22 protein-coding genes and 2 tRNA genes are annotated in these 25471 nt (G+C 65.4%); 8 read left to right on the top strand and 16 right to left on the bottom strand.

Going from position 1 to position 25471, the window contains the following annotated elements:
• Positions 1-42 precede the first annotated feature (42 nt).
• Positions 43-1377 carry a chloride channel protein gene (locus tag ASE82_RS10915; protein WP_056062762.1) on the top strand — a complete coding sequence of 445 codons (1335 nt, stop codon included), beginning with the start codon at positions 43-45 and terminating at the stop codon, positions 1375-1377.
• On the opposite strand, the gene ASE82_RS10920 is transcribed toward ASE82_RS10915, so the two are convergent.
• The 4 genes from ASE82_RS10920 to ASE82_RS10935 form a co-directional block, all read right to left on the bottom strand.
• Positions 1374-2912: a L,D-transpeptidase family protein gene (locus tag ASE82_RS10920; RefSeq protein WP_082441437.1), complete on the bottom strand. Its 1539-nt coding sequence runs from the start codon at positions 2910-2912 to the stop codon at positions 1374-1376. The genes ASE82_RS10915 and ASE82_RS10920 overlap by 4 nt on opposite strands.
• Positions 2913-3032: 120 nt before the next feature.
• Positions 3033-4013 (bottom strand): MBL fold metallo-hydrolase, encoded by a 981-nt coding sequence (locus tag ASE82_RS10925; RefSeq protein ID WP_056062765.1) that lies wholly within the window; start codon positions 4011-4013, stop codon positions 3033-3035.
• A gap of 38 nt (positions 4014-4051) precedes the next feature.
• Complete coding sequence (locus tag ASE82_RS10930) at positions 4052-5974, bottom strand: S9 family peptidase (RefSeq protein WP_056062769.1); 1923 nt, start codon at positions 5972-5974, stop codon at positions 4052-4054.
• A gap of 210 nt (positions 5975-6184) precedes the next feature.
• Positions 6185-6724 (bottom strand): hypothetical protein, encoded by a 540-nt coding sequence (locus tag ASE82_RS10935; protein ID WP_056062772.1) that lies wholly within the window; start codon positions 6722-6724, stop codon positions 6185-6187.
• Positions 6725-6945: 221 nt separating this feature from the next.
• On the opposite strand from ASE82_RS10935, the gene ASE82_RS10940 reads away from it, so the two are divergent.
• Entirely contained in the window at positions 6946-10044 is a 3099-nt protein-coding gene (locus ASE82_RS10940; protein ID WP_056062775.1) for a TonB-dependent receptor domain-containing protein, read from the top strand.
• Positions 10045-10185: 141 nt separating this feature from the next.
• Here ASE82_RS10940 and ASE82_RS10945 read toward each other — a convergent pair whose 3' ends face one another.
• Positions 10186-11247 carry a hypothetical protein gene (locus ASE82_RS10945; RefSeq protein ID WP_235524665.1) on the bottom strand — a complete coding sequence of 354 codons (1062 nt, stop codon included), beginning with the start codon at positions 11245-11247 and terminating at the stop codon, positions 10186-10188.
• Between the two features lie 133 nt (positions 11248-11380).
• Between ASE82_RS10945 and ASE82_RS10950 the strand changes: the two genes are divergently transcribed.
• Both ASE82_RS10950 and ASE82_RS10955 read left to right on the top strand, forming a co-directional pair.
• Positions 11381-11644 (top strand): hypothetical protein, encoded by a 264-nt coding sequence (locus tag ASE82_RS10950; RefSeq protein ID WP_056062779.1) that lies wholly within the window; start codon positions 11381-11383, stop codon positions 11642-11644.
• Between the two features lie 19 nt (positions 11645-11663).
• Positions 11664-12953, top strand: a complete 1290-nt coding sequence (locus ASE82_RS10955; protein WP_056062782.1) for an aspartyl/asparaginyl beta-hydroxylase domain-containing protein — start codon at positions 11664-11666, stop codon at positions 12951-12953.
• A gap of 34 nt (positions 12954-12987) precedes the next feature.
• On the opposite strand, the gene ASE82_RS10960 is transcribed toward ASE82_RS10955, so the two are convergent.
• From ASE82_RS10960 to ASE82_RS10970, 3 genes are all read right to left on the bottom strand, one after another.
• Positions 12988-14121: an aspartyl/asparaginyl beta-hydroxylase domain-containing protein gene (locus tag ASE82_RS10960; protein WP_156348867.1), complete on the bottom strand. Its 1134-nt coding sequence runs from the start codon at positions 14119-14121 to the stop codon at positions 12988-12990.
• A 310-nt stretch (positions 14122-14431) separates the two neighbouring features.
• Positions 14432-14506, bottom strand: a tRNA-Gln gene (locus ASE82_RS10965).
• 52 nt (positions 14507-14558) lie between these two features.
• On the bottom strand, positions 14559-15668 hold the full coding sequence (locus ASE82_RS10970; protein ID WP_056062788.1) for a branched-chain amino acid aminotransferase: 1110 nt from the start codon (positions 15666-15668) through the stop codon (positions 14559-14561).
• A 41-nt stretch (positions 15669-15709) separates the two neighbouring features.
• Here ASE82_RS10970 and ASE82_RS10975 point away from each other — a divergent pair, with 41 nt between their 5' ends.
• Both ASE82_RS10975 and ASE82_RS10980 read left to right on the top strand, forming a co-directional pair.
• Complete coding sequence (locus ASE82_RS10975; RefSeq protein WP_056062791.1) at positions 15710-16216, top strand: MarR family transcriptional regulator; 507 nt, start codon at positions 15710-15712, stop codon at positions 16214-16216.
• A 129-nt stretch (positions 16217-16345) separates the two neighbouring features.
• Positions 16346-16419: transfer RNA gene (locus ASE82_RS10980), tRNA-Gly, on the top strand.
• Between the two features lie 45 nt (positions 16420-16464).
• Here ASE82_RS10980 and ASE82_RS10985 read toward each other — a convergent pair.
• The 3 genes from ASE82_RS10985 to ASE82_RS10995 all read right to left on the bottom strand — a co-directional run bounded on the left by ASE82_RS10985 (position 16465) and on the right by ASE82_RS10995 (position 18680).
• Complete coding sequence (locus ASE82_RS10985) at positions 16465-17454, bottom strand: sensor domain-containing diguanylate cyclase (protein WP_056062794.1); 990 nt, start codon at positions 17452-17454, stop codon at positions 16465-16467.
• Entirely contained in the window at positions 17447-17686 is a 240-nt protein-coding gene (locus ASE82_RS10990; RefSeq protein ID WP_133018988.1) for a hypothetical protein, read from the bottom strand. The genes ASE82_RS10985 and ASE82_RS10990 overlap by 8 nt, the downstream gene beginning before the upstream one ends.
• A 178-nt stretch (positions 17687-17864) precedes the next feature.
• Complete coding sequence (locus tag ASE82_RS10995) at positions 17865-18680, bottom strand: IclR family transcriptional regulator (protein WP_056062799.1); 816 nt, start codon at positions 18678-18680, stop codon at positions 17865-17867.
• A 164-nt stretch (positions 18681-18844) separates the two neighbouring features.
• On the opposite strand from ASE82_RS10995, the gene lldD reads away from it, so the two are divergent.
• On the top strand, positions 18845-19978 hold the full coding sequence (gene lldD, locus ASE82_RS11000) for an FMN-dependent L-lactate dehydrogenase LldD (protein WP_056062802.1): 1134 nt from the start codon (positions 18845-18847) through the stop codon (positions 19976-19978).
• Positions 19979-20090: 112 nt separating this feature from the next.
• Here the strand turns inward: lldD and fucP are convergent, their stop codons facing one another.
• The 5 genes from fucP to ASE82_RS11025 are packed head-to-tail and all read right to left on the bottom strand — an operon-like array spanning position 20091 to position 25014.
• Positions 20091-21368 carry an L-fucose:H+ symporter permease gene (gene fucP / locus ASE82_RS11005; RefSeq protein ID WP_056062807.1) on the bottom strand — a complete coding sequence of 426 codons (1278 nt, stop codon included), beginning with the start codon at positions 21366-21368 and terminating at the stop codon, positions 20091-20093.
• Between the two features lie 26 nt (positions 21369-21394).
• Entirely contained in the window at positions 21395-22147 is a 753-nt protein-coding gene (locus ASE82_RS11010; protein ID WP_056062809.1) for an SDR family oxidoreductase, read from the bottom strand.
• On the bottom strand, positions 22144-23421 hold the full coding sequence (locus ASE82_RS11015) for an L-fuconate dehydratase (protein WP_056062812.1): 1278 nt from the start codon (positions 23419-23421) through the stop codon (positions 22144-22146). The genes ASE82_RS11010 and ASE82_RS11015 overlap by 4 nt, the downstream gene beginning before the upstream one ends.
• The gene (locus ASE82_RS11020) at positions 23418-24263 is read right to left on the bottom strand and encodes a fumarylacetoacetate hydrolase family protein (protein WP_056062815.1); all 846 of its coding nucleotides are present in this window, start codon (positions 24261-24263) and stop codon (positions 23418-23420) included. Before ASE82_RS11020 ends, ASE82_RS11015 begins: the two co-directional genes overlap by 4 nt.
• Positions 24264-24273: 10 nt before the next feature.
• Positions 24274-25014, bottom strand: coding sequence for an SDR family oxidoreductase (locus tag ASE82_RS11025; protein WP_056062819.1), 741 nt, complete (start codon positions 25012-25014; stop codon positions 24274-24276).
• A gap of 112 nt (positions 25015-25126) precedes the next feature.
• Between ASE82_RS11025 and ASE82_RS11030 the strand changes: the two genes are divergently transcribed.
• Complete coding sequence (locus ASE82_RS11030) at positions 25127-25468, top strand: L-rhamnose mutarotase (RefSeq protein WP_056062822.1); 342 nt, start codon at positions 25127-25129, stop codon at positions 25466-25468.
• The last annotated feature ends 3 nt before the right edge of the window (positions 25469-25471 follow it).

A 25471-nucleotide genomic window follows, 5' to 3' on the forward strand; every position in this document is an offset into this window, starting at 1 on the left:
GGGGCGGGTGACGTGGCGGCCGGCATCAACTAGATCGACATCATGCCTGGGCTCTTCGATCATCTTATGCCGGCGAAACGCTGGACGCCTTCGCGGTACCGTGCGTTGCTGCGTGCACGTGGGCCACGGTCCGTGCAGTTCCGCACTCGTGCGGCGATTCTGACAGGTGCGATCCTGATCGGCGTCGTCGCGACGCTGTTCGCCGAAGCGGCGGACTGGGCGGCGGGGGTGTTCGCCGGGTACGCGCAGAGCTGGCACTGGCTGCCGCTGTTGACGACGCCATTGACGTTCATGGCGCTGGTCTGGCTGACGCGGCGGTACGCGCCGTTCGCGCGGGGATCGGGTATTCCACAGGTGATCGCGGCACAGGCCGATCCGAACGAGGCGACGCGGACGCTGATCTCGCCGCGCACCGTCGCCGCCAAGGCCGTGCTGACGATCGGCGCGGTGCTAGGCGGCGCGTCGGTCGGGCGCGAGGGACCGACCGTGCAGCTTGCCGCGGCGGTGATGGGCGCGACGCATCGGCTCGTCCGCGTACCGTTGCGGGGCGGCGTGCTGATCGCTGGCGGGGCGGCGGGTGTCGCAGCCGCGTTCAACACACCGCTCGCCGGGCTGTTGTTCGCGATCGAGGAACTGGCGTCGGCGTACGAGCAGCGCGTGACGCTGCTGGTCCTCGCGGCGATCGTCATCGCCGGGATGGTCGCGCAGTCGGTGCAGGGCGACTACATCTATTTCGGCGCGATCGGCGCACATATGCCGTTGCTGTCGGCGCTGCTGGTAGCACCGGTCGCCGGGATCGCCGGCGGGATGGCGGGCGGTCTGTTTTCCCGCACGCTGCTGGCGATGGCGCAGAGCCGCAACCGCATGACGACCTGGACCCGCGCCAATCCGGTCAAGTTCGCCGGAGCGTGTGGTGCCGTCGTCGCGGTGCTAGGCGTGTTCACCGGCCTGACCTGGGGAACGGGCTATTCCGCGGCGCGCGCGATGATCGTCGGTGTCGATGCGCCCTTGTGGTTCGGACCCGCCAAGTTCGTGGCGACCGCCGCGACCGCGATCGCGGGGTTGCCGGGCGGGATCTTCGCGCCGTCGCTTGCTGTCGGGGCTGGCGTCGGCAATTTGCTCCGCGAAGTGTTTCCCGGCGAACCCGCAAGCGCGATCGTGATCCTGGGGATGGTCGCGTATTTCGCGGGTGTCGTCCGCGCGCCGCTGACCGCGGTCATCATCCTGTCGGAGACGACCGCCAGCCGCGGACTGATGCTGCCGATGTTCGCGACCGCGTTCATCGCCGATGCGGCCAGCCAATGGGTCTGCCGCGAGAAGCTGTACCACGGGTTGTCGAAGACGTTCGCGATGCCCGGAACGTCGAAAGCCCCTTAAGGCCCGATATCGATCGCCTGCGCCTCGGCGCGTTTGGCGGATGCCTTGGCGAAGCCGAGTTGCTCCGCGATCGGATCGTTCCAGCCGTAAGGATCGGTCCGAAACGCGACCTTGCCGGCATCGTCGACATAGACGTTGTGGTACAGCAGCCGGACCGGAATGCGGCGGGGCAGGGGGACGAAGCTCGTCTCGCCCGAATCCTGCGCCGTCTGCCACGCTTCGCCGACGCCTTCGTCCTCCGCGAGGATACGCGCGAACCCCAACGCATCCTCCACACGGACGCAACCATGGCTCAGATGACGCTGGCTGCGATCGAACAAGCCCGGCGCGGAGGTGTCGTGCAGGTAGATCGCCTGATCGTTCGCCATGTCGAACTTGACCATGCCTAGCGCGTTGCTCGGCCCCGGCTGCTGGACGATCCAGCCATCGCGGACGACCATGTTGTGCGCGGTGAGATACTCCTCGCCGACATTGGCCATCTCGCCGTTCTGGATCGATTTCGGCACGGTCCAGGTGGGATTGGCAACCAGACGATAGATCGGTGACGACAGCGCCGGCGTCTCGCGGCCGGGTTCGCCGACGATCACCTTGCGCTGATCGATCATCGTGCCGTCGCGGTAGTAGCGAAGCTGTGCGGCGGCGGTGTTGACGTCGATCCGGGTGGGCGGCGGCGTTCGTGCCAGCCATCGCCGCCGTTCGAGCCCGACCGCGAGCGCGCGCGCACGGTCGCCCGCACCAAGGTTCAGTACCTTTAACGTCTCGGGGCCGACCACGCCGTCGGCGGCGATGCCGTAGTCGGTCTGGAGCCCTTTCAGCGCCTCGGCCATTGCCTGCGTGTAGATCATTGGTGCCGCGGTCGTCGGCGTGGTCGCTGTCGGCGAAAATGGCGTCGGTACGGGCGCTACGGCGAGCGGGTCGGTCGACGAGGGAAGATATCCGCTCTCAGCGAGCTGCTCGACGATCGTGGCGACGCGCGCGTCGCGGTTGCCGACGCGGATGACGCCGGAGGGTATCGCTTGCACCGGCGTTGCGGTCGACGCCTTGGCGCTGAACGCGAGATACGCGTCGGAGAGTTGCTTATACTCGGCATCTTGCGGTGGGAGACCGTCGAACCAAGCGACGAGATCGCCCTTGGCCAGCGCGCGGGAGAGGCCGGTGGCGAGATCGACCTTGGGACGGGGCAGAGTGTAGACCTGATGCAGCGAGGCGGGGTCGATGCGGCCCTGTGCGAGCGCGCCGGCATAATCGAGTGCGGCCTTGGTTCGCGCGGCATCGTCGATCGGCGTGGCGCCATCGGCGGATGCGGGTAGGAACTCGACCCGATCGAGGCCGTGGCGCGCACGGTCGGCAAGGATCTGATCGAAGGCTGCGATGTTTCCCGCGGTCCAAGTTGCCTTGGCCGGAGTGGCCTTGCCAACTGCCTTTGGTGCCGACTTCGACGCGGTGCGGGACTGGCCTTCCGCGATGGCCTTTGTTGGGACGATGGGCTTCGGCGCGGGAGCAAATCCACCGAGCGCCAGAGCCAGGACCGGCATGCAACCCAAAGCGAGCTGCATCCGTGAAGTTCGTACTGTCATAGGTGGATAACGTTTGGACGGTTCGATGGGCTCACATTAGCGGCAGATTTCTCGGTTTCTCGGTTCGGCTCTCGTCGATCAGCGGAAATCGAAGACGCCGCCGGGTGGCGCTGCGACAAACCTCTCGCGAGGTATCGCCGCTGCGGCCAGCGCTTCGGCCAGCGCGATTTGCGGCGCGTCGCGTGCTTCGTCGGTCAGCTGGAACGTGCCCCAATGGATGCCGAGCGCCCGTTTCGCGTCGACCTCGCCGAAGATGCGCACCGCCTCGGCGGGATCGACATGCTGCCCGGCCATGAACCAGCGCGGGGCGTAGGCGCCGATCGGGATCAGCGCGACGTCGGGCGCGCCAAGACGCTCGCGGATCTGGCCGAAGATCGCGCCATTGCCGTACGCGGTATCGCCCGCAAACCAGATCGCACCGGCTGGCGTGTCGAGCCAGTGCCCGGCCCATAAAGCCATCCGGACGTCGCTCGGCCAGCGGTTCGCCCAGTGATAGGCGGGCGTGATCGTGGTAGAGATGCCGTCACCGATCGGCAGGCGGTCCCACCAGTCGCCGACGATGCACCGGGCGTCGAGCACCGCGGCGCGCAGGATCGTATCGTTGCCGAGCGGGAGGACGAACAGAGGCGCATGCGCCGCCTGGAGCCTGCGCAGAGTGGCGACGTCGAAATGATCGTAATGGCAGTGGCTGATGAGGACGAGGTCGATCGGCGGCAGGTCGTCGAAGGCGATACCGGGCGCGGCGACTCGCTTTGGCCCGGCGAACGAGACGGGGCTCGCGCGCTCCGACCAGATCGGGTCGGTCAGGATGTTGAGCCCGGCCACCTGGATCAGCATCGAGGCGTGCCCGATCATCGTGATGCGGATGCCGTCGACGCGCGCGTCGGGCTTGGCCGGCGTGACCGGTACCGAGCGCGGCCATTTCGCGACGCCGGGCGCCAGCTTCCACCGTAGCACGTCTTTCAGGCCGCGGTCGGTCGGCGCCTGCCCCGGATTGAAGAACCGGAGACCATCGAAATGGTCGGACGGGGGACCCTGATAGTAACGGTTCTTCGGCATGTGCCTGCCTAGCCCGAAGCCCCCCGGCCGCCCAGACGCTACTTTGCGTTCTTCACGTATTTGTCGAACCACGCGATCGACCGCTGCCGGACGTCCGCGGACTGTTCGGGGCCCGTCACGCAGTGGCCCGCGTCGGGATAGATCACGAGGCTCACGGGGACGTTGCGATCCTTCAGCGCGTGCCACCATTCGATCGACTGGGTCGGCGGCACTTCGATATCGCGTTCGCCGACATAGACGAACGTCGGCGTCCGCGCGGTCTTCGCGTGATAGATAGCGGAGACGTCCTCATACGCCTTCATGTCGTCGTACATCGACTTGCCGAAGAACGGCAGCAGCCACTGGTCGATGCCGTTGGTGCCGTAATAGCTGACCCAGTTCGACAAGCCGGCACCCGCGACGATGCCCTTGAAGCGGTTGGTCTGCGTGTTGGCCCACATCGCCATGAACCCGCCATAGCTGCACCCGCCGAGGCCGAGGCGCTTGTCGTCGACCGGCGCGACGCGTTCGACCGCATCGACGCCGGCCAGTACGTCGCGCAGGTCGCCACCGCCGAAGTCGCGCTTGTTCGCGGCGGTGAATGCCTCGCCCTGGCCGTAGCTGCCGCGCGGATTGGGCAGGAAGACGTAATAGCCCGCCTTGACCAGCGCAGCGTTGAGCGAGGTCGGATAGAGATAGCCGGGGGTCGAGGCCGCCGATGGGCCGCCGTGGACGATCGTGATCATCGGCGCCTTGCCGGTCGGTGCGATGCCCGAGGTGGGGCGGGGCGCGAGCAGCCAGCCCTGGACGTCGAAGCCCTCGTTCTTCCAGCTGATGCTTCGCGCGGCGGCGAGCGCGGGCATCGCGTCGTTGTCGTGCGTGATCTGCTTCACGCCCTGTCCCTGGGGGTTGAGCGGACCTGCGTAGATGGCCGGTGCGTGATCGTAATCTTGTACCACGGCGGCAGCGATCCGCCCGTCCGCTGAGAACACGGCGCGGCCATCGCCTGCGCTCGAGCTTGCCGGCTTGGCAAACCCCGGCACGACCGGCTGGCCGGGGGTGAGCGTGCCGAACTGCATCTGGTCGCCGGCCAGCGTCACCGTGCGCAGTCCGCCACGGGTCCAGGCGATCGTCGTCACCGTTGACTTGGCGCCGGCGGTGACATTGCGCGGGGTGCCGCCCTCCAGTCCGACCGTAAAGACGTCGCCGCCGATCGAGCCGAAATCGCTCATCAGGCCGCCGACATAGGCGATGGTGCGGCCATCGGGGGACACGCGCGGCTGGTTGATCTGCGTCGTCGGCTTGGCGATCGAGCGGACCGCGCCGGTCTGCGCGTCGATCGCGTCGAGCGTCGCCACCCACCAGTTGTTGTCGCCATTGCCGAGCGCGGTCGTCGCGACGAACCCGCGGCCGTCCGGCGTCCAGTCATATTCATAGACATAGCGACCCGCAGGCGACAGTGGCGTCACCGTCGTCGTCGCCTTGGCGATGTCGAACACGGCCAGGCGCTGCTCGTCGCTCTTCTCGCCGATCTCGCCGATCATCCGTACGCCGGCCTGCGTCGCGCCGGACTCCTTGGCGGCGCCGAGCGTCACCAGCAGCGCAATCCGCTTGCCGTCGGGCGACACGCGCGGCGTCTGCGCGATACCGGCGATGGTCGCGACGGTGCGCGTCGCCTTGGCGTCGGCATAGGTCAGCCGGACGTTGCCCGCCGCGGTGTCGCGGACCAGGAATACGAGGTCGCCATTGGGCGCGAACGTCAGCCCCGCATAGCTGCACGTCGCGCAAGGATCGATCGTCCGCAGCACGCGCCCGTCGGTGACGTTGCGCAGCGTCACTACCCCGTGCCCGCCGCTGCTCTCGATGGTCGCGATGCGATCGCCCGCGGGAGACAGTGCGAGCCCACCATATTGGTGAAGCGTCTGCGCGGACGCAGGCGCGGCGGTCGCGAGGAGAAGGGCGGCGGTGACGGTAAGACGCATCGGGGGCTCCGGCAGAACAGCGGTTGCCCCTGCTTAACGCGTGGCGGACCTGCGGCAAGCCGGTGTCGCGACTACGCCGGCCAAAGACTTCGCGCCGCGACCGCCAGGCATCCTTAGCGGGCCGAAATCGTCCGTGATCGCGGGTTTGTACCTGCTAAGTCTGGCAGTGAAATCCACGAGACGCGCTTAAGCCTATTTTTGCCGCAGTCACTAGCGCTGACGCTTCACCAAAACCGGTCGTTCGCCGTCGATCAACGCTTTGAAGCCACCGAAACCAGACTGCTTGATGATGACCGCGGTGCCGGGGCGCGGTGCGAGCGTCAGAGGCTCGATCGTCTCCCACGCCGTATTGTTGGCCAGCTGGATTAAGTAACGCGCGTAACTTGACGACCTTACACCAGTGATTGTCGTCTTCACCTCGGTAACCCTTGTGAGCCGGTCGGCCTCGCCGCCGCCAAGGGGGTTTTTTGCCGCATCTGCGAGCCCAAATCGCTGCTGTTTACGCTCGACGACAGCCGCGCGGTCCAGCGCCAGCAAACTGCCGGACTTGCGCGCGCTCGCTATCTCGCGAGCGGCTGCGTCGAAGCATGACAGCCGAGCAGCATCGGTCGCAACCTGCTGGCATTCGGCAAGCGCGTCCAATGTTCGCGACGAGGTCCGATCGGGGGCGGCGGTTGCCGGTGCACCGCCGGAGAAGCCCGTAAAAGCGAGGAGTGCAAACGGAACGCAATAGGCACGCAAATCACGCATTGGACTACCTCGAGACGAATAAAGGAAAGAATCTATCGGCCGAAACCGGCGGGGGACACTATGTTGCGCTTATGTCACTCTACTGTCGCAAACGGAACCCAAAAGGGCCGAATCGACGATATTCGTTGCAGTGCGCCAATAGCGATCGATACACCTCTCCCAGAGCCGGTTCTTTTCCGGGGGCAAATGCACGGCGATACGCCGGCAAATAAGGGGCTAATATGACATCTGCTGCTCGTGCACACCTGCTTGCGACCACGCTGCTCATGGGAGCGGCGACGCTTGCCACGCCAGCGTTCGCGCAGGTCCAGGGTGACAATTCGGGGATCCGCGCTGGCGGCGCGACCGCAACCCAGGCGACCACGCCGGGCGCGAACGCCCAGGGCGAAGTCGGCATGACGACGTCCGAAGCAGCGCCGACCACCGAGAACAGCCAGGGCGACATCGTCGTCACTGGCTCGCTGATCAAGAACCCGGCGCTGATTGCGTCGGCACCTGTTCAGGTCGTTGGCCAGGAAGAAATCAGGCTCCGCCAGTCGAACACGGCCGAAGACGTTCTTCGCACGTTGCCGGGCGCAACGCCGAGCATCGGTTCGGCCGTCAACAACGGCAATGGCGGCGCATCGTATGTCGATCTTCGCGGTCTGGGGTCGTTCCGTAACGTCGTTTTGATCGACGGCAATCGTATCGCTCCGTCGGGCCTGTTGGGTCGCGTCGATTTGAACAACATTCCGCTCGCATTGGTCGAGCGCGTCGACATGCTGACCGGCGGCGCGGCGACGACTTACGGCGCTGATGCCGTGTCCGGCGTCGTCAACTTCATTACCCGCTCGGATTTCTCCGGGATCGACGCATCGGTGTCCAACCAGATCACCGAGCGTGGCGATGGCGCGTATTTCCGCGGCGATATCACGATCGGCGCGAATTTCGACGATGGTCGTGGCAACGCGGTCTTCTCGGTCGGCTATCAGCAATCGGATCCGGTCTATCAGGGTGACCGGCCTTACTCGATCCAGAACTACGATTCGTTCTCGGGCGCATCGAGCGGCTCGGGTACGACCACTCCATCCGTGTTCACGCTCGGCGGTCGCCGTCAGATCAACCCGACCACGGGCGCACTGTCGACGGCGGTAACGCCGTTCAACTTCAACCCGTACAACATCTTCCAGACGCCCTTCGAGCGTTTCAACATGTATGGCGCAGGCCATTACGCCGTGTCGGACACGGTCGAAGTCTATACCCGTGGCCTGTTCTCGAAAAACACCGTCGACACGATCATCGCGCCGTCGGGCGTCTTCAACTCGTCGGTAGTTGTCCCGCTGTCGAACCCCTATCTCCCAGCAGCAGCGCGTTCGCAGTTCTGCACCGCCGCCGGAATCACGGCAGCGCAGTGCACGGCTGCTGCCGCAGCGACCAGCCCGACCGATCCGAACTTCCGCACGATCACGACCAACCTGTCGCGGCGTACGACCGAAGTCGGTCCGCGCATCTCGAACTACCAGACGACGATCTTCGACTATCGCGCTGGTGTGAAGGTCGGCCTCACCGAAGGCATCAAGCTTGATGTCTCGGGCGGTTATGGCGAATCCGAGAATACTCAGACGCTTCAGGGCTATGTCCTGACGTCGCGAGTCCGCTCGGCAGTATATGCAACCAACACCACGTCTTGCCTGGGCAATGCACCACAGGGTGCGGCGATCACCGCCGGTAGCGGCTGCGTTCCGCTCAACATTTTCGGCGCAGACGGTTCGATTACCCCGGCGATGACCAACTACATCACGGGCGAAAGCACGACGACCGTCCGGACGTCGCTGGCGCAGGCCCGTGCGGTTCTGAACGGCGATTTCGGCTTTGCCTCGCCATTCGCAAGCGACGCAATTGGCTTCGCGGCTGGCGGCGAATACCGCAAATATCGTGCGTCGCAGCGCTCGGACACGCTGGCGCAGACCGCCGGCGAGCTCGGTGGTGCCGGTGGCGCCGCGCCGAACATCGACGGTGGCTATGAGGTAAGCGAAGGCTTCGGCGAGTTGATTGCGCCCCTGATCCAGGACAAGCCCTTCTTCCAGAGCCTCACTCTCGAAGCAGGCGTCCGCTATTCGCACTACAAGATCCTTGCCGACTCGTCGCCGACGTTCAACACCACCACCTACAAGGGCGGTGGTAGCTGGGAGCCGGCAACCGGTCTGAAACTGCGCGGGACGTATCAGCGGGCCGTGCGGGCTCCGAACATCAGCGAACTTTTCTCGCCGGTGAATACGGGCCTCACCAATCTGTCGACCGATCGTTGCGCGGGTGCGGCACCGGTCAACAATGCGAACCTCCGTGCGGTGTGTCTTGCGCAGGGCGCTCCGGCGTCGACGATCGGGCTGATCACCAACCCGACGGCAGGGCAGGCGAACATCACCTCCGGTGGCAACATCGCGCTTCGTCCTGAGAAGTCGGACAGCTACACACTTGGTGTCGTGATCCAGCCAACCAGCTTCATTCGCGGGCTGTCGATCACGGTCGATTACTTCAACATCAAGATCAAGGGTGCGATCTCCCAGTATGCTCCTGGCGATCTCATCTCGGCGTGCTTCGACAATCTGGGTGCTGCAAGCGCAACTAGCCCGGCTTGCCTTGCGATCTCGCGCAACCCGGTGACGGGCGGTCTGGATGGCGATCCGGCGACCACCCGTGGTCTGGTCGCGGCAATTTCGAATCTCGGGACGGTCAAGACCGACGGTATCGATCTCAACGTGACCTATCGTACGCCGCTGATCGAGGGCGTTAAGATGGCGTTGGCGTTCCAGGGTAGCTGGGCGAACTCCTCCACCTTCCAGGCAGCGCCCGGCCTCATCAATCGTGAGTGCATCGGCTATTACTCGATCAACTGCGGTGGCGCTGCCAGCGCAGTTGCAGGGGGCTCTGGTTCGATCCAGCCGGAATTCACCTGGAACACCCGTGCGACCTTCACAGTCGACAACAACATCGACCTGTCGGTTCTGTGGCGCCATATCGACGGTGTTCGTCAGGAGCCGGACGATATCGCCAACGGCAACGGGCAGGCCTTCGCTGGCAATCTGTCGGGTGGCGCGCTTGCTGGTCAGGCCGTCGATTTCACGCGTATTCCAGCGTACGATTACATCGATCTGGCAACGCGGATCGGTGTTGCCGAGAATTTCGACCTGACCGTGACGGTGGCCAACCTGTTCGACAAGCAGCCGCCGCTCGTCGGTTCGACGGTTGGCTCCACCAGCTTCAACAGCGGCAACACCTATCCGTCGACGTACGACGCGCTGGGCCGTCGCTTCTCGGTCGCTGCCCGCCTGCACTTCTAGGATCGGTTGCGATCCGACTTCTGGGGTGGCTCTTCGGAGCCACCCTTTTTTTGTCTGCTTTCGAGCGACCCGGTAACGGCACAGTGCTCGCCAGTCCGTCTGATATGGGTTGACCAGGGGCTCGAGTTGGCTTCGAGGCTTTTAGCCGAGCAGTGGCGCCGGCGGATCGAGCGCCACCCCGGCACCGCGCGCGACGGCTTCAGCCCATATCAGGACCTTATCGATCTCGTCGGCGTACAAGGTTGCGCCGTCCATCTGCTCGCGAGTGCGGTCGGCCGCGCGATAGGTCGTGCCGTCCTTGGCATTGCGCGCAAAGGCTTCGCTATGTTCTAACGCATCCAATGTGGCGATGTTTATCGGCAAGGCATATAAATCGCAGATTGCGTGCAATGCCGCGCGCGGCGCCGCGACCAACGTCTCGCTTTGCAGCGACCGGACCCGGCCTGGGAAGCGGTGGGCAAGCGCCGCAAACAGATCCGCCTGTGCGATCCAGCCGACCGCAGCTGCTTGCAGATCGGTCAGCCGGAAGTAATCCTCGGGCGCAAATCCTAGATCGACCATGCCGTCGGCGAGTTGCTTGGCCAGCAGTTCGCGGACCCATAACCGCCCCCACATCCCCTTACGCGCGATCGACGTCAGGAACACGCGAAGTGGTGCATACAGGAGCACCGCGCGGGCGTCGGGACGAAGGTTCAACATCGTCGGCGCCAACGCGTTGACGACGTTAGACGGCTTGATGATCATTGCCTCGCCCGGAACGAACGCACGCGCCGATAATGTAAGCGCGTCGTTAAGCACCTCTGCGATCTTAGCGGGATCGCCGCCGCGATGTCGCCAGCCGACCAGATCGTTGAGGATCACAGGCTCCTTCAACGTCGACGCGAACCCGACGCGATCAAGCGCTCGCGCGAGCAGGGTCGAGCAGCAATAGGCCGAATGAAAGATGAAATGGACCGGATCGATACGCTGTACGGCGGCGACTGCCTCACGTCGGGCGACGACGACGGGGTTCGCTGCGGTGGGTAGATGTTCGTCGGTCAGGAAGGTCGCTGTGCCACGCATCGCCCGATCCGCCGCGACAAGATGCACGGCGTCGTGTTCCGGATCGTAGCGGTGCGCTAGCCAGCAGGGATCGGCGATCCCTGTGGCATTGCCGGTCGTGTCTCGATTCTTGGGGGGCGTGCTTCGAGCCTGGCTGGTCATCGCTATTGGATGGCATATCGCATTCGCGTTCGCCATCGGCGAAGTACATTGCGAAACCGTCGGATTTGGATTGTGCGCCGACACGAATAAGGCATGATGCCGGTCTTATCGAAAATGTCGAAAAGGGTGGGCAATGATAAAGCAGGTTACGTTCGGTTTGGCGTTCGTCCTCGCGACGGCCCCAGCTATCGCGCAGCAGCCGGCGACCACGGACAAGGTGGCTGACAAGACGGCCAGCAAGCCGCATCCGAAGATCTGCAAGCGATCGGCCCCGGCGGGGTCGATGATCGAAACGCGTCGTGACTGCCACACGCGAGAGGAATGGAACGAGATGGCGCAATCCGCTCGCGCGACGGGCCAGGATATGGTCGATCGGTCCGCGGCGGGCGGCCACTAAGTAGAGCCTCACGGTCATTATGAACGCCGATGTTACTTCGCGGTTAGACGGCCTGCTGCGCGACGCCGATCGCGCGCAGCGCGCGGGCGACAAGGCTAGGGCTATTGCGGCGTTTCGCGATATCCTGGCGATCGCGCCCGACCATCCGATCGCGCTTAACGCCCTCGGGATGGCGGCGTTGGGGCGTGACGACCGCGCGGCGGCGGAATATTTCGCGCGGGCAGCGGCCGCCGATCCCGCCGCCGCACCGCTCTGGATGAATCTGGCGAGCGCGCATCGCGGGGTGGGCGATGCCGTGGCGGAACGCACCGCGCTGGAGCGGGCGCTGGCGCTCGACCAGCGCAACCTGATGGCGAACGTGCGTCTTGCCGAACTGCACGACCGGACCGGCGATGCGGCCCAGGCGGCGTTCCGCTGGGGCGGGGTGGCGACGATCGTCCAGTCGATGGCGGACCGATCGCCACCGCTCGATCAATTGCTAGCGCGCGCGTCGGACCGTATCGCATTTCACGCGCGTGCGCTGTCGGACGATGTCGATGCTGCGATGCAGCCGTTGCGAGCGGGCGCGGACCCTGCGCAGCGTCGCCGGTTCGATGCGTGCGTCGATGCGATGCTGGGGCGTCGGACGATCTACGCACCCACGCCGCATGGGATGCATTTCCCGTTCCTCCCGGCCGACGAGTTCTTCGCACGCGACCATTTCGCCTGGCTGGCCGAGTTCGAGGCGGCGACGCCCGTCATCCTCGCCGAACTGAAGGCGTTGCTCGCCGAACCGTCGGCGGGCTTCACGCCTTATGTCGCGATGCCGCTCGGCACGCCGGCCAATCTGTGGAGCCCGCTCGATCGCTCGGACCAATGGAGTGCACGCTATCTCTGGCGCTACGGGGTCCGCGACGATGCGGTCTGCGCGCGGTGTCCGCAGACCGCGGCGATCCTCGATGCGTTGCCGCTGGCGGATATTCCTGGCCGCGCACCGACCGCATTCTTCTCGGTCCTCAAACCGGGCACGCATTTGCCGCCGCACACCGGGGTCAGCAACATCCGCTCGGTCGTGCACCTGCCGCTGATCGTGCCCGACAAATGCGGCTTCCGCGTCGGCGGTGAGACCCGCGAATGGCGCGTCGGCGAGGTGTTCGTGTTCGACGATACTATCGAGCACGAGGCCTGGAACGACAGCGACACGATCCGTGCCGTCCTGATCGTCGACGTCTGGAACCCCCATCTGACGCGCGACGAGACGACCATGCTGCGCCGCCTATTCGGGGCGCTCGGCAGCAAGCTCGGCAATAGCGGAGACGTTGCCGACTGAAGCCGGTGGCAACGGGCCAACGGCGGCGATGGACTCAGCCGGTGTCGATCGCTGCGCCCTGATAGGTGTCGATGGCCTCGAAGATATCTGTCAGCGCGGCGCGTTCGTCGGCGGTCAGTTCGGGTCGCCAAACCTCGAACAGCAGAACGATCCGGGTTTCCGTGCCGCGGTTCCACGCCTCATGCTCGAACGAATCGTCGAAGATGAGCATCTCGCCGGCTCGCCACGCGCGCGTTTCGGCCCCCACCCGCAGCGCGCATCCCTCGGGAGCGATCAGCGGTAAATGACAGATCAGTCGTGTGTTGAGCATCCCGTGATGCGGCCGAATGTGCGTGCCCGGCTTCAGCAGCGAAACGATCGCCATCGGCGAGCGGCCCGCGATGATCGGGATCGGTGCCTTCTCCAGCGCGGCCATCGTATGCGGACAGGAGGATGCGTTGGGTTCCACGCGCTCGCCACCGCGCCACAACTGGAACGCGCTCCAGCTAGGATCGTCGAGCAACGGGTTGGCCGGCGCTGGCCGGTCTGGCGTCGACTGGACATAGGGCGCAAAGCCCTTCTCGGCCGCGACGATGCTTTCGAGCTCGGCATGCATGTCTGCGGTCGCGGCCTCGATGGCGGCAACCCACGCGAACTCGTCGCGCTCGAAGAACGCACGCTGCGCAAGCCCGGGAAAATAGAACATCGACGGCTGTTGTAGATACAGTTCGCGCCGTCCGAGCAGCAGGTCGAGCGCGTACCGCGTACGCCCTCCCGATACGCCAGCGGCAAGGCCAGTACCCGCCAGCGCATCGCCAAGATGTGCGGCAAACCGTTTCGCGCAATCCGCCAGGAATGCCTCACCCGCCTTCAGCATCGGCACCAGCACGGGCGCGATCGGGGCATCCGGCAGGGTGGCGACGTTCAGTGCAGTGCGATAGAATGATTGCGCCGCGCGCTCGTCGCCGCGTCGAACCTTCAGCGCGGCCATCGTCAACAGCGCAGCCAAGTGGCGTGGTTCTGCTGCCAGGAAATGCACCAGCGCGGTTTCCGCCTCGTCGTCGCGGCCGAGCGACTGTGCGGCTTGTGCGATCAGGAACCACGGCGCGGGCATGCCCGGTGCACCGTCGCGTAGAAGGGACAGCATTTCATAGGCGCGTGCCGCGTTACCGTTGCGGAGCGCAGCCATCCCCTCGCGCGCGAGAGTTTCTGCTTGAGGCCGGGTGAGTTGCATTCCTCCAGCGTAACGATGTGGAGGCGGATGCCAAGTGCGCGGGTCGCAACCTGACTTGAGGCGTGGCATGCTCCAGCCTGGGAATGCCACGCGACCACGATAGGCACATTTCGAAGTGTCGATAATCGATCAGGCGACGTGGTGATAAAGGACCCGGAGCGAGCCAAGACTGTGACCAGTCCGCGGCCACGCTGTTGGCACAGTCGGGCGTGCTACTGGCGGCGGCTTGCCGATCAATACGGCAGATCCGGAATATTGTAAGACTTGGCTGGGGCGGCAGGGTTCGAACCTGCGCATGGCGGCATCAAAAGCCGCTGCCTTACCACTTGGCGACGCCCCAACAGAGGCGGCCTTATAGCGGGGCAGCGGCGTGTGAAAAGCCCTTGCGGACGTCAATCCGCGAGATGGTGCAGCCAGTTGTTCTCGTCCGGCGCGGTGCCGCGCTGGATCGAGACGAGCGCGTCGCGCATCCGCATCGTCAACGCACCCGGAGCGCCGTCGCCGATCGTGAAGCGGCCCTCGGGGCTCGCGACCGTGCCGATCGGCGTGACGACCGCCGCGGTGCCGCAAGCGAACGCCTCGACCAGCCGGCCGCTGGCAGCGTCTGCGCGCCACTGGTCGATCGTGTAGCCTTCCTCGCGGACCGTAATGCCGTTCGCGCGAGCGAGCGTCAGGATCGAGTCGCGGGTGATGCCGGGCAGGATCGTGCCGGTTAGAGCAGGGGTCGCCATGCTGCCGTCGTCAAACACGAAGAAGATGTTCATGCCGCCGAGTTCCTCGACCCAGCGCCGCTCGGCCGCATCGAGGAAGACGACCTGGTCGCAGCCGTTGCGGATCGCCTCCGACTGCGCGAGCAGGCTGGCGGCGTAGTTGCCGCCACACTTGGCCGCGCCAGTGCCGCCCTGTGCGGCGCGCGTGTATTGCTGGCTGACCCAGATCGACACGGTGGGGGCGCCGCCCTTGAAGTAGGCGCCGACCGAAGAGGCGAGCACCATGTAGAGATATTCCGCGGACGGCTTCACGCCGAGGAACACTTCGGAGGCGAACATGAATGGGCGCAGGTACAGCGCGCCGCCATCGCTCTCCGGGATCCAGTTCGCGTCGGTCTTCACGAGGCGCTCGACCGACTCGAGGAACAGCTCGGTCGGCAGCTCGGGCATCGCCAGGCGCCGTGCCGAATCCTGGAAACGGCGCGCATTCGCCTCCGGACGGAACAGCGCGGTGCCGCCATCGGCGAGTCGATACGCCTTCATCCCCTCGAAGATCTCCTGCGCGTAATGCAGCACCGACGATGCCGGATCGATCGTCAGCGGCGCGCGTGCGGTGATCCGCGCGTCGTGCCAGCCCTCGGTCTCGCTGTAGCGGATCATCGCCATGTGATCGGTGAAGACTCGCCCGAATCCGGGATCGATCAGCCGCTTCGCCCGCTCGTTCGCCTCGACCGGAGTCGCGTTCGGCTCATGGCGGAAGGCGGAAGACGGCGTAAAAGCTGGAACGGACATCGAAAATCTCTCTCGTTGCGGGTTGCCGACGACTACGGGCGATGTCTAAACCGGTCAACATGCCTGCCACTCCGTCTTCTGCTTCACCCCTGTTCCTTCGCGAACCCGAACTCCGCCGCGGCATGGAGCTGCTGTACTTCGGTTATAGCCACCTGACGCGGTCGATCGACCAGGGTCTTGCCGAAGAGGGGCTGGGCCGCGCGCACCACCGAGCGCTGTATTTCATCGCGCGAAAGCCCGACATGACGGTGAGCGAGCTGCTGTCGTTGCTGGCGATCACCAAGCAGTCGCTGGGACGCGTGCTCAACGAACTCGCGGACCGCAAGCTGGTCGAGACGCGGCCGGGCGAGCGCGACCGGCGGCAGCGTTTGCTGCGGTTGACGGCCGAGGGTTCGAAGATGGAGCGCGAACTGTTCGAGGCGGCGCGGATCCGGATGGCGGACGCATATGCGAGCGCAGGGCAGAGCGCGGTATCGGGGTTCTGGGCGGTGCTCGAAGGGCTGGTGCCGGAGGCGGACCGTTCGCAGGTGTTCGGCCTGCGCGGTTAGTCGATCCGCGCAAGGCGGGTCGGTTCACGCGGGACGATTTGGCGTTGACGTCGCCGCAAGGACTGTGGCACTCGGCCGGTCATCGAGAGCCGGTGCAAGACCCGGACCGACAGGCGTAGATCGCCGTTCGCGGGTGTAGCTCAATGGTAGAGCTTTTGCTTCCCAAGCAAGTGACGAGGGTTCGATTCCCTTCACCCGCTCCACGTTTTCGCTGAAATCACTAACGTCGCCGTTCCGCGTCCGCCATTCTACATCGGCTCCGCGAGTTGCGTACGGTTCCTGCCGCCGGATTTCGCCGCGTAGAGCATCGTGTCGGCCCGTTCGAGCCAGGCGGTAAGCGTGTTGAAGGATGCGGACAGTTCAGCCACGCCGAAGCTCGCGGTTACGTGGATCGTACCGCCGCCATGGAGCGTCATCGGATGTTCGGCGATGGTATTCCGCAGTCGCTCCGCGACGACGAGGGCTGCCGCGCCGCTGGTTTCCGGCATCAGAAGGGCGAATTCCTCGCCACCGAGGCGACCGAACAGATCGCAAGGGCGTAGCGTGGTTTCGGCTAGGCTGGCGATCTGCTTCAGGACCTGATCGCCGATCGAGTGGCCGTAAGTATCGTTCACCCGCTTGAAATGGTCGACGTCGATCATGATCAGCGAACTTGCCCGCCCGTAGCGAAGCGTACGCTCCATTTCCCGTTGCGCCTGGTCGACGAAGCCACGCCGGGTCAGCGCCCCAGTCAGATGATCGACTTGTGCGATCAGCCGCAGTTCGAGTTCGTCACAAACGATGTTGGCGAAATTGCTCAGGATGGCGATGTCCGCAGGGCTGAACCGTCTGGGCCGGGTATCCATCGCGCACAGCGCCCCGACATTATATCCTTCGGGCGTGCGCAGGGGGATGCCCGCATAGCTCCGCACATAGGGCGGGCCCACGACCAGCGGACTTTCGGCGAACCTCGGGTCGTCCAGCGCGTTTTCGATGATCAACGGGTCGCGTTGCTGGATCGTATGCGTGCAGAAAGATACCACGCGGGGCGTTTCGCTCTGCTCCATGCCGCGCCGCGCCTTGAACCATTGCCGATCGCGATCGACGAGCGTCACGGTCGCTATGGGTACCGCGAGCACCGTGCGGACGAGCGTGACGATCTTCTCGAAGGGCTCTTCGACCGCGGTGTCGAGCACGTCGAGGCGACGCAAGGCTGCGACCCGGCCATCGTCGTCGTCGAGCAGCAGGGCGTTATCCATGATCCGGTGCCTTCATCATCGCGCGGATTGCTACGGTGAGATCGTCGGCATAGCTGTCGACCAGCGTGCGGATGCTCGCATCGACGACGTCCTCGCCGAGTCCCGCCGCCCGCAGGCTGACGATCAGTTCGGCAAGATGTGCTTGGTGACGCTGTACGCTGGCCAACAACTCCGCGGGGATCTCGAGCGGTTCCGCCACACTGGGAGTAGGCTGAAGTTGATCGATGCGCACTTTCGGCCCCTCATGGTGGTCCCGAGTCTTTACAACCGAACGGTTAACAGAGCTCAAACGAGGGAGTGCGACACCATGGCAGAACGAAGAGGCTGAGCGGTACCGCATCGATGCGAACGATGACGCGTGCCTTGCGCCACTCGCCAGTACTGGCTCGCGTAAACGACGTGGCGGACCGTCAGGCGAACGTCTCGCTCGGCGCGTACCAGCCTAGCGCTTGCGAAATCTGCGTTGCGGCGCGCTTCAGTGCGACCAGTGCTTCTTCGGCGGAGATATGCGGCGTTTCGTCGATGACCTCGAGGAACGGGATGGTCAGCGCGGCAACGACGTGGCCGTCAAAGCCGAAGATGGGGCAACTTATGTCGGAAACGCCGCCCATCCGCGCGCTGCGGATCGATTCATAGCCGCGTTCGCGGATCTCGGCGAAAGACGCATCGAGCGCGTCGCGGGCCGCCGGGTCCATCGTTTGGTCGAGTATCGTGGATCGGGCATCGTCGGTCATGAAGGCGAGCAGGACGTGACCCGAGCAGTTCGTCGCCAAGGCTATGCTGGTGCCGAGACGGACGGCGAAACCGGTCGGGCCGGGGCTTTCCTGCCGAAGGATGATCAGCCCGGACGTGCCGTTGACGACGACGAGATGGCAGGATTGCATCGCGGTCGCCGCCAAGGTCTGCATCAGCGGCGCGGCGACGTGCGTCAGTTCCTGCGCAGGGGTCGCGCGGTGCGCCGTTTCGAGGAGCTTGTAGGTCACGCGGTAGCGATCGCTGCCGGGATCCTTGTGCAGCCAGCCGCGCCGGTCGAGCACGACGATCACGCGGAAGAGTTCGCTGATCGACCGCGACAGGCGGGCTGCGATTTCGCTGACCGTCAGGCCGTTCGGTTCGCGCGCGAGCAGTTCGATGATGTCGATCGCCTTTTCCAGCGCGGGCGCCGAATAGACGCGCGGACTGGCGCTATTGGTGTCTGGCGGGGGCGGCGGCGAGGGAAGCGGCATGGTCGAAGCTAACGTGATTGCGGGCGCGATCCTTATGCCGCAAGCGCGCGGCGTCGAAACAACAATCTTTCATATCTGAAAGTTGCTGGCGGGGGCGTTGGCTTGCTAGGGGACGTTGCACGCCGCGATTCCGGGATCGATGCGCATAATATGGGAGACGCCGCATGACGATCGCCTCGACGCTCGATTTCCGCGAGGCTGCACGCAAGCGGCTGCCGCGATTCCTGTTCGAGTATGCCGATGGCGGTTCCTATGCGGAGGCAACGCTGGCGCGCAACGTGAGCGACCTGTCGGGGATCGCGCTGCGCCAGCGAGTGTTGCGCGACGTGTCCGATATCGATCTGTCGACGACGCTGTTCGGCCAGCATCAGGCGCTGCCGGTCGGGCTTGGGCCGGTCGGGATCGCGGGCATGTACCATCGCCGCGGCGAGACGCAGGCGGCGCGGGCCGCGCATGCCGCGGGCGTGCCGTTCTGCCTGTCGACGGTGTCGCTCTGTTCGCTTGGCGAGGTGGTGAAGGCCGCGCCGACCGGCCCGACCTGGTTCCAGCTCTATGTCATCCGCGATCGGGCGTTCATGCGCGATCTGCTCGCCACGGCGAAGGCGGAGGGTGCGAAGGCGCTGGTGTTTACGGTCGACATGCCGGTGCCGGGCGCGCGCTACCGCGATCAGCATTCGGGGATGTCGGGCCCGCGCGCGCCGCTGCGCCGGATGTTGCAGGCGATGGGCCGACCCGGCTGGGCGTGGGACGTGGGCTTGCATGGGCGGCCACACCAGCTCGGCAATCTCGAGCCGGTGCTGGGCAAGGCGAGCGGGTTGAACGATTACATGGGCTGGCTTGGCAACAATTTCGATCCGTCGATCGCGTGGAAGGACCTCGAATGGATCCGCGAAGGCTGGGATGGGCCGCTGATCATCAAGGGCATCCTAGATCCGGATGACGCGCGCGAGGCGGCGGCGATCGGTGCGGACGGGATCGTCGTGTCGAACCATGGCGGACGGCAGCTCGACGGCGTGCTGTCGAGCACGGCGGCACTGCCGGCGATCGCGGAGGCGGTGAAGGGGCAGCTTACCGTGCTCGCGGATTCGGGCGTGCGGTCGGGGCTCGACGTGGTGCGGATGCTGGCGCTGGGGGCGGATGGCGTGCTGTTGGGACGGGCGTGGCTGTATGCGCTGGCGGCGCGGGGCGAGGCTGGGGTGACGCAGCTGTTGACGCTGATTGAGCGGGAGATGCGCGTGGCGATGGCGCTGACGGGGGTGCGGTCTATCGCCGAGATCGACCGGAGTATTCTGGTCTAGGTTCCGCGCACCTTTCCTCCCGAAAGAAGCATGTTTCCCCGCGAAGGCGGGGACCCAGACTGGGCTCCCGCCTTCGCGGGAGAACAAGGAGGTGGGTGGCGCGCTAGGTTGCTCAGTGGATCGTCGGCTGAAGCGCCTCGCCCGACAGCGTCCGCCCGGCCTTCACCGCGAACGCCAGCACCACCAGGAAGCAGACCGCCGGCACGAGCATCGCGGTGTCGATCCCAGCGAGATCGGACATATGCCCCATCAGCCCGGTCAGCACCGCGCCGCCGATGATCGCCATGATGATCAGCGAGGCTCCCGCGCGACGGAGCGGACCAAGGCCGTCCATGCCAAGCGCGAAGATCGTCGGGAACTGGATCGACATGAACAGGCTGGCGAGCACCAGGGCGTACAACCCGACCTGCCCACCGACGAGACCCGCGACGGCGGCAAGCACGGCGCTGACCACCGCGAAGATCGCGAGCAGGCGAGGGGGCGCGATCTTGCCCATCAGTGCGGTGCCGGCGAAGCGGCCGATCCCGAACAGCACGAGGCTGGCGAACAGGTAATCCGCGGCGTCGTGCTCGGCCATGCCGGGCACGTTCGCCTGCGCATACCGGATGGTGTAGCTCCACATCCCCACCTGCGCGCCGACGTAGAAGAATTGCGTCACCGTCGCGAAGATCAGCCGCGGGTGGCGAAACACGTCGACGAACCGCGACGGTGCACCGACGGTCTCTTCAGCACGGTGCTCTGGAAAGCGTATCACGGCGGCGGCAACCGCGAACAGCAGCACGACCAGCCCGATCACGAGATAGGGCGTCTGCACCGCGACGACTTCGCTGCGATAGAATGCCTCGCGCGCCGCCGGGCTCATCGCCGCGACCGCGCTCTCGTCGTGGACGATCGCCGAGAGGATGAAATACTTGCCGATCAGCACGCCCGCGACGGTGCCGACCGGGTTTGCCGCCTGCGCCCAGTTCAGGCGCTTGGCCGCCGTCGTCGGGTCGCCGAGTTCAGTCATCAGCGGGTTCGCCGACGTTTCGAGGAACGCCAGCCCGCACGCGATCACGAACAACGCGGCGAGGAAATACAGATACTCCCCGTAATGCGCGGCCGGATAGAAGAGCAGCGCCCCCGCCGCATACAGCACCAGCCCGGTGACGATCGCGGTCTTGTAGCCCTTCGCGCGCGTCACCAGCGCGGCCGGCACCGCGAGCAGAAAATAGCCCATGTAGAAGGCCTGCTGGACGAAGCTGGTCTGGAAGTCGGTGAGCGTGAACGCCTTCTTGAACTGCGCGATCAGGATGTCGTTGAGGTTGTTCGCCATCCCCCAGAGGAAAAACAGCGCGACCGTCAGCACGATCGCCGGCACATATCTTTTGTCGGCGGTCGTTCCGCGCATTGATCCACTCCTGATTATGTTTTTTGTCAGTCTATCGCGCGGTCGAGATGGGTGTATCCGCCATCGACGTATAGCCATTGCCCGGTCGTGTGGCTCGCCCGGTCGGAGAGCAGGAACACCACCGTATCGGCAATCTCGCGATCCTCTGTCATGCGGTGGCCTAGAGGAATGCGCGATACGATGCCGCCCAGCTTCGCCTGCGGATCGTCGAAACTGTCGATCCAGCGCTGGTACAGCGGCGTCATCACCTCGGCCGGGATCACCGCGTTGACGCGAATCCCGTCGCCGCGCAGCGCGACCGCCCATTCACGGGTCAGCGCGAGTTGCGCCCCCTTGGCGGCGGCATAGGCGCTGGTGTCGCCTTGCCCGGTAACCGCGGTCTTCGACGAGATGTTGACGATCGCGCCGCCGGTCTTGCGCAGATGCGGCACCGCGTGATGCGCCATCGCGAAATAATGGACGAGGTTCTGGTCTAGCGAGGCGCGAAACTCAGCCGGCGTCCGGCCGAGCCCGATATTGTCGTTGGCGCCGGCGTTGTTCACCAGCCCGTCGATTCGACCATAGCGCGCGACCGCCGCTTCGACAGCCGCTGCGCACGCGTCGTCGTCGGACAATTCGGTCGCGACGAACAGATGCTCGGGGGTGAAATCCTCCGGCGCGCTTCGCGACACGATCACCGGGATCGCGCCCTCCTCCGCCAGCCCGCGCGCGATGGCGAGGCCGATCCCGGCCCCGCCACCCGTGACGATCACGACCTTGCCGTCGAGACCGAGCTTCATCCGGCGAACCGATAGTCGATCAGCGACTGCGGCTTCATCTCGATCGAATAGCCCGGCAGCGTCGGCGGCATGTACGCTGCGTCACGGATCACGCAGGGGTCGACGAAATGCTCGTGGAGATGGTCGACATACTCGATCACGCGCCCCTCCTTGGTCCCGGAGAAGCAGAGATAGTCGATCATCGACAGATGCTGGACATATTCGCACAGCCCGACGCCGCCCGCATGCGGACACACCGGCAGGTCGTACCGGGCCGCCAGCAACAGCACCGCGAGCACTTCATTGACGCCGCCCAGACGGCAACTGTCGATCTGTACGACGTCGATCGCGCCTGCCGCCATGAACTGTTTGAACATGATGCGGTTCTGGCACATCTCGCCGGTCGCGACCTTCACCTCGCCGATCGCTTCGCGGATCGCCTGATGGCCGAGGATATCGTCGGGGCTGGTCGGCTCCTCGATGAACCACGGCTTGGCGAAGGCGAGCGCGTTCACCCATTCGATCGCCTGCGGCACGTCCCACACCTGGTTCGCGTCGATCATCAGCTTGCGGTCGGGGCCGAGCACTTCGCGCGCGATCGTCAGGCGACGGATGTCGTCCTGCAGATCGCGACCGACCTTCAGCTTGATATAGTCGAAGCCGGCATCGACCGCCTCCTGCGCGAGCCGCCGCAGCTTGTCGTCGGGATAGCCGAGCCAGCCCGCCGACGTGGTGTAGCAAGGGAAACCGGTCGCCTCGAGATCGGCGATCCGCTCCGCCTTGCCTTCCGCGCGCTTGGTCAGCAACGTGAGAGCGTCCTCCGGCGTGATCGCGTCGGTCAGGTACCGGAAGTCGATCGTCCGGACCAGTTCCTCCGGCGTCATCTCCGCGACGAGGCGCCAGACGGGCTTGCCGACCGCCTTCGCCCAAAGGTCCCAGATCGCGTTGACCACCGCGCCGGTCGCGAGATGGATCGCGCCCTTGTCAGGGCCGATCCAGCGCAACTGGCTGTCACCGGTCAGATGCCGCCACATCCGCCCCGGATTCTCGATGATCCAGTCGAGATCGAGCCCGATGACGAGATGCCGCATCGCCTCGATCGCCGCGACGCAGATGTCGTTGCCGCGGCCGATCGTGAAGGTGAGGCCGTGACCTTCGAGGCCGTCCGTATCGGTGTCGAGCACGACATAGGCGGCCGAGTAGTCCGGATCGGGGTTCATCGCGTCGGACCCGTCGAGTCCCGCGCTGGTCGGGAAACGAAGGTCGATCGTGCGCAGACCGGTGATGGTCGTCATGCGGCGGCGACCATCGTCTGCGTCTGCTCGCCAAGGCCATCGATACCAAGCCGCACCGTCTGGCCCGCACGCAGATAGACCGGCGGCTTCTGGCCGAGACCGACGCCCTTCGGCGTACCGGTCGAGATGATGTCGCTGGCTTCGAGCGTGCAGAAGTCGCTGAGGTAGGAAACGATCGTCGCGACGTCGAAGATCATGTTGGCGGTGGTGCCGTCCTGATAGCGATGGCCGTCGACTTCGAGCCACAGGCCCAGCTTTTGGGGATCGCCGACCTCGTCCGCGGTGACGAGCCACGGACCGATCGGCCCGAACGTGTCACAGCCCTTGCCCTTGTCCCACGTGCCGCCGCGCTCGAGCTGGAACGCGCGCTCGGACACGTCGTGGACGACGCAATAGCCGGCGACGTGCGACAGTGCGTCTTCCTTGGCGATGTGGCGGCCGGGCGTACCGATGACGACGCCAAGTTCGACCTCCCAGTCGGTCTTCTCCGAACCGCGCGGGATCTCGACATCGTCGTTCGGGCCCTGGATCGCGCTGGTCCACTTGCCGAACACGACCGGCTCGGCGGGGAGGGCCATGTTGCTCTCGGCGGCGTGGTCCGAATAGTTCAGGCCGATGCAGATGAACTTGCCGGTGCGCGTGACGCACGGGCCGATCCGCGGCGCGCCCTCGACCTTGGGCAAGGTCGTCACGTCGAGCGCGGCGATCTTCGCAAGCCCCTCGGGGGAGAGCAGTTCGCCGGCGATATCGCCGAGGTCCGCGGGCAGCGCGCGGATCGCGCCGTCCTGATCGAGGATACCGGGCTTTTCCTGGCCGCGCGGGCCGTAACGAAGAAGTTTCATCTGATGATCCTTAGTTGACCCAGCCGCCGTCGATCACGTGGACCGCGCCGGTGGTGAAGCTCGATTCGTCGCTGGCGAGATACAGGAACAGCGCGGCGATCTCCTCGGCGCGGCCCAGCCGGCCCATCGGCTGGCGCGCGACGAACGCCGCGTCGGCCTCGCTGACCGATATGCCCTGCGTTCCCGCCTGCGAGACGATCCGTTCGCGAAGGGACGGGGTCTCGATCGTGCCGGGGCACACGCAGTTGCAGCGGATCCCGCGACCGACGAAATCGGCGGCGATCGCCTTGGTCAGTCCAACCACCGCCGCCTTCGACGCGCCATAGGCGTAGCGGTTGGGGATGCCCTTCACGCTCGACGCGATGCTGCTCATGTTGACGATCGCACCGCCACCGCGTGCGAGCATGCCGGGCAGGAACGCGCGGGTCATGCGGTGCATCGCGTGGACGTTGAGGTCGAACGACAGCATCCAGTCGTCGTCGCTGCCCTGGAGAATATCGCCTGCCGCGACGAAGCCGGCGACGTTGGCGAGAATGTCGATGTCGCCGATCGTGGCGGGCAGGGCGGCGATCGCGCTGGCGTCGAGCAGGTCGACGACCAGACGTTCGACGCTGTCGATCGCCTGCAGCGCATCGCCATCACGGTCGAGCGCGAAAACACGTGCGCCCTCGTCGCGGAAGCGTTCTGCGGTGGCGCGGCCGATGCCTTGTGCCGCCGCGGTCACTACCGCGGTCTTGCCGGACAGTCTCATTCCATCTCCTGCGCGTCGTTATGCGTTTCGCCGGTTTTATTAGTCAAAGTGACTTTTGAAAAGGGGCGGCGGCGCTATTGTCGCGGGAGTACGCCGTATCGAAGGAATTTCCGTGACGTATCGCATCGTGACCGCGCTGGACCTCGTCGACGACGCAGCGCTGATCGCCGCCTACCGCGAACGACACGCGCCGGGCGCCGTGTGGCCCGAGATCGTGCGCGACATCGTCCAGCGGGGGTATCGAGAGATGGAGATCTGGCAGGTCGCAGACCGGCTCGTGATGATTGCCGAGGTCGAGGACGATTTTCCGCGCGCAGCCGACCCGGCGTTGCAGCCGGTCGTCGCGTCCTGGGAGACTGCGATGGACGTGTATCAGAAGCCGATCGCTGCGGCAGGGCCGAAATGGGCGGTGATGGAGCGGATCTTCTCACTCGCGGATCAGACCGCCGGCTGATCG

Origin of the sequence: Sphingomonas sp. Leaf230 (assembly GCF_001421745.1) — a bacterium.
Taxonomy (GTDB): Bacteria; Pseudomonadota; Alphaproteobacteria; order Sphingomonadales; family Sphingomonadaceae; genus Sphingomonas.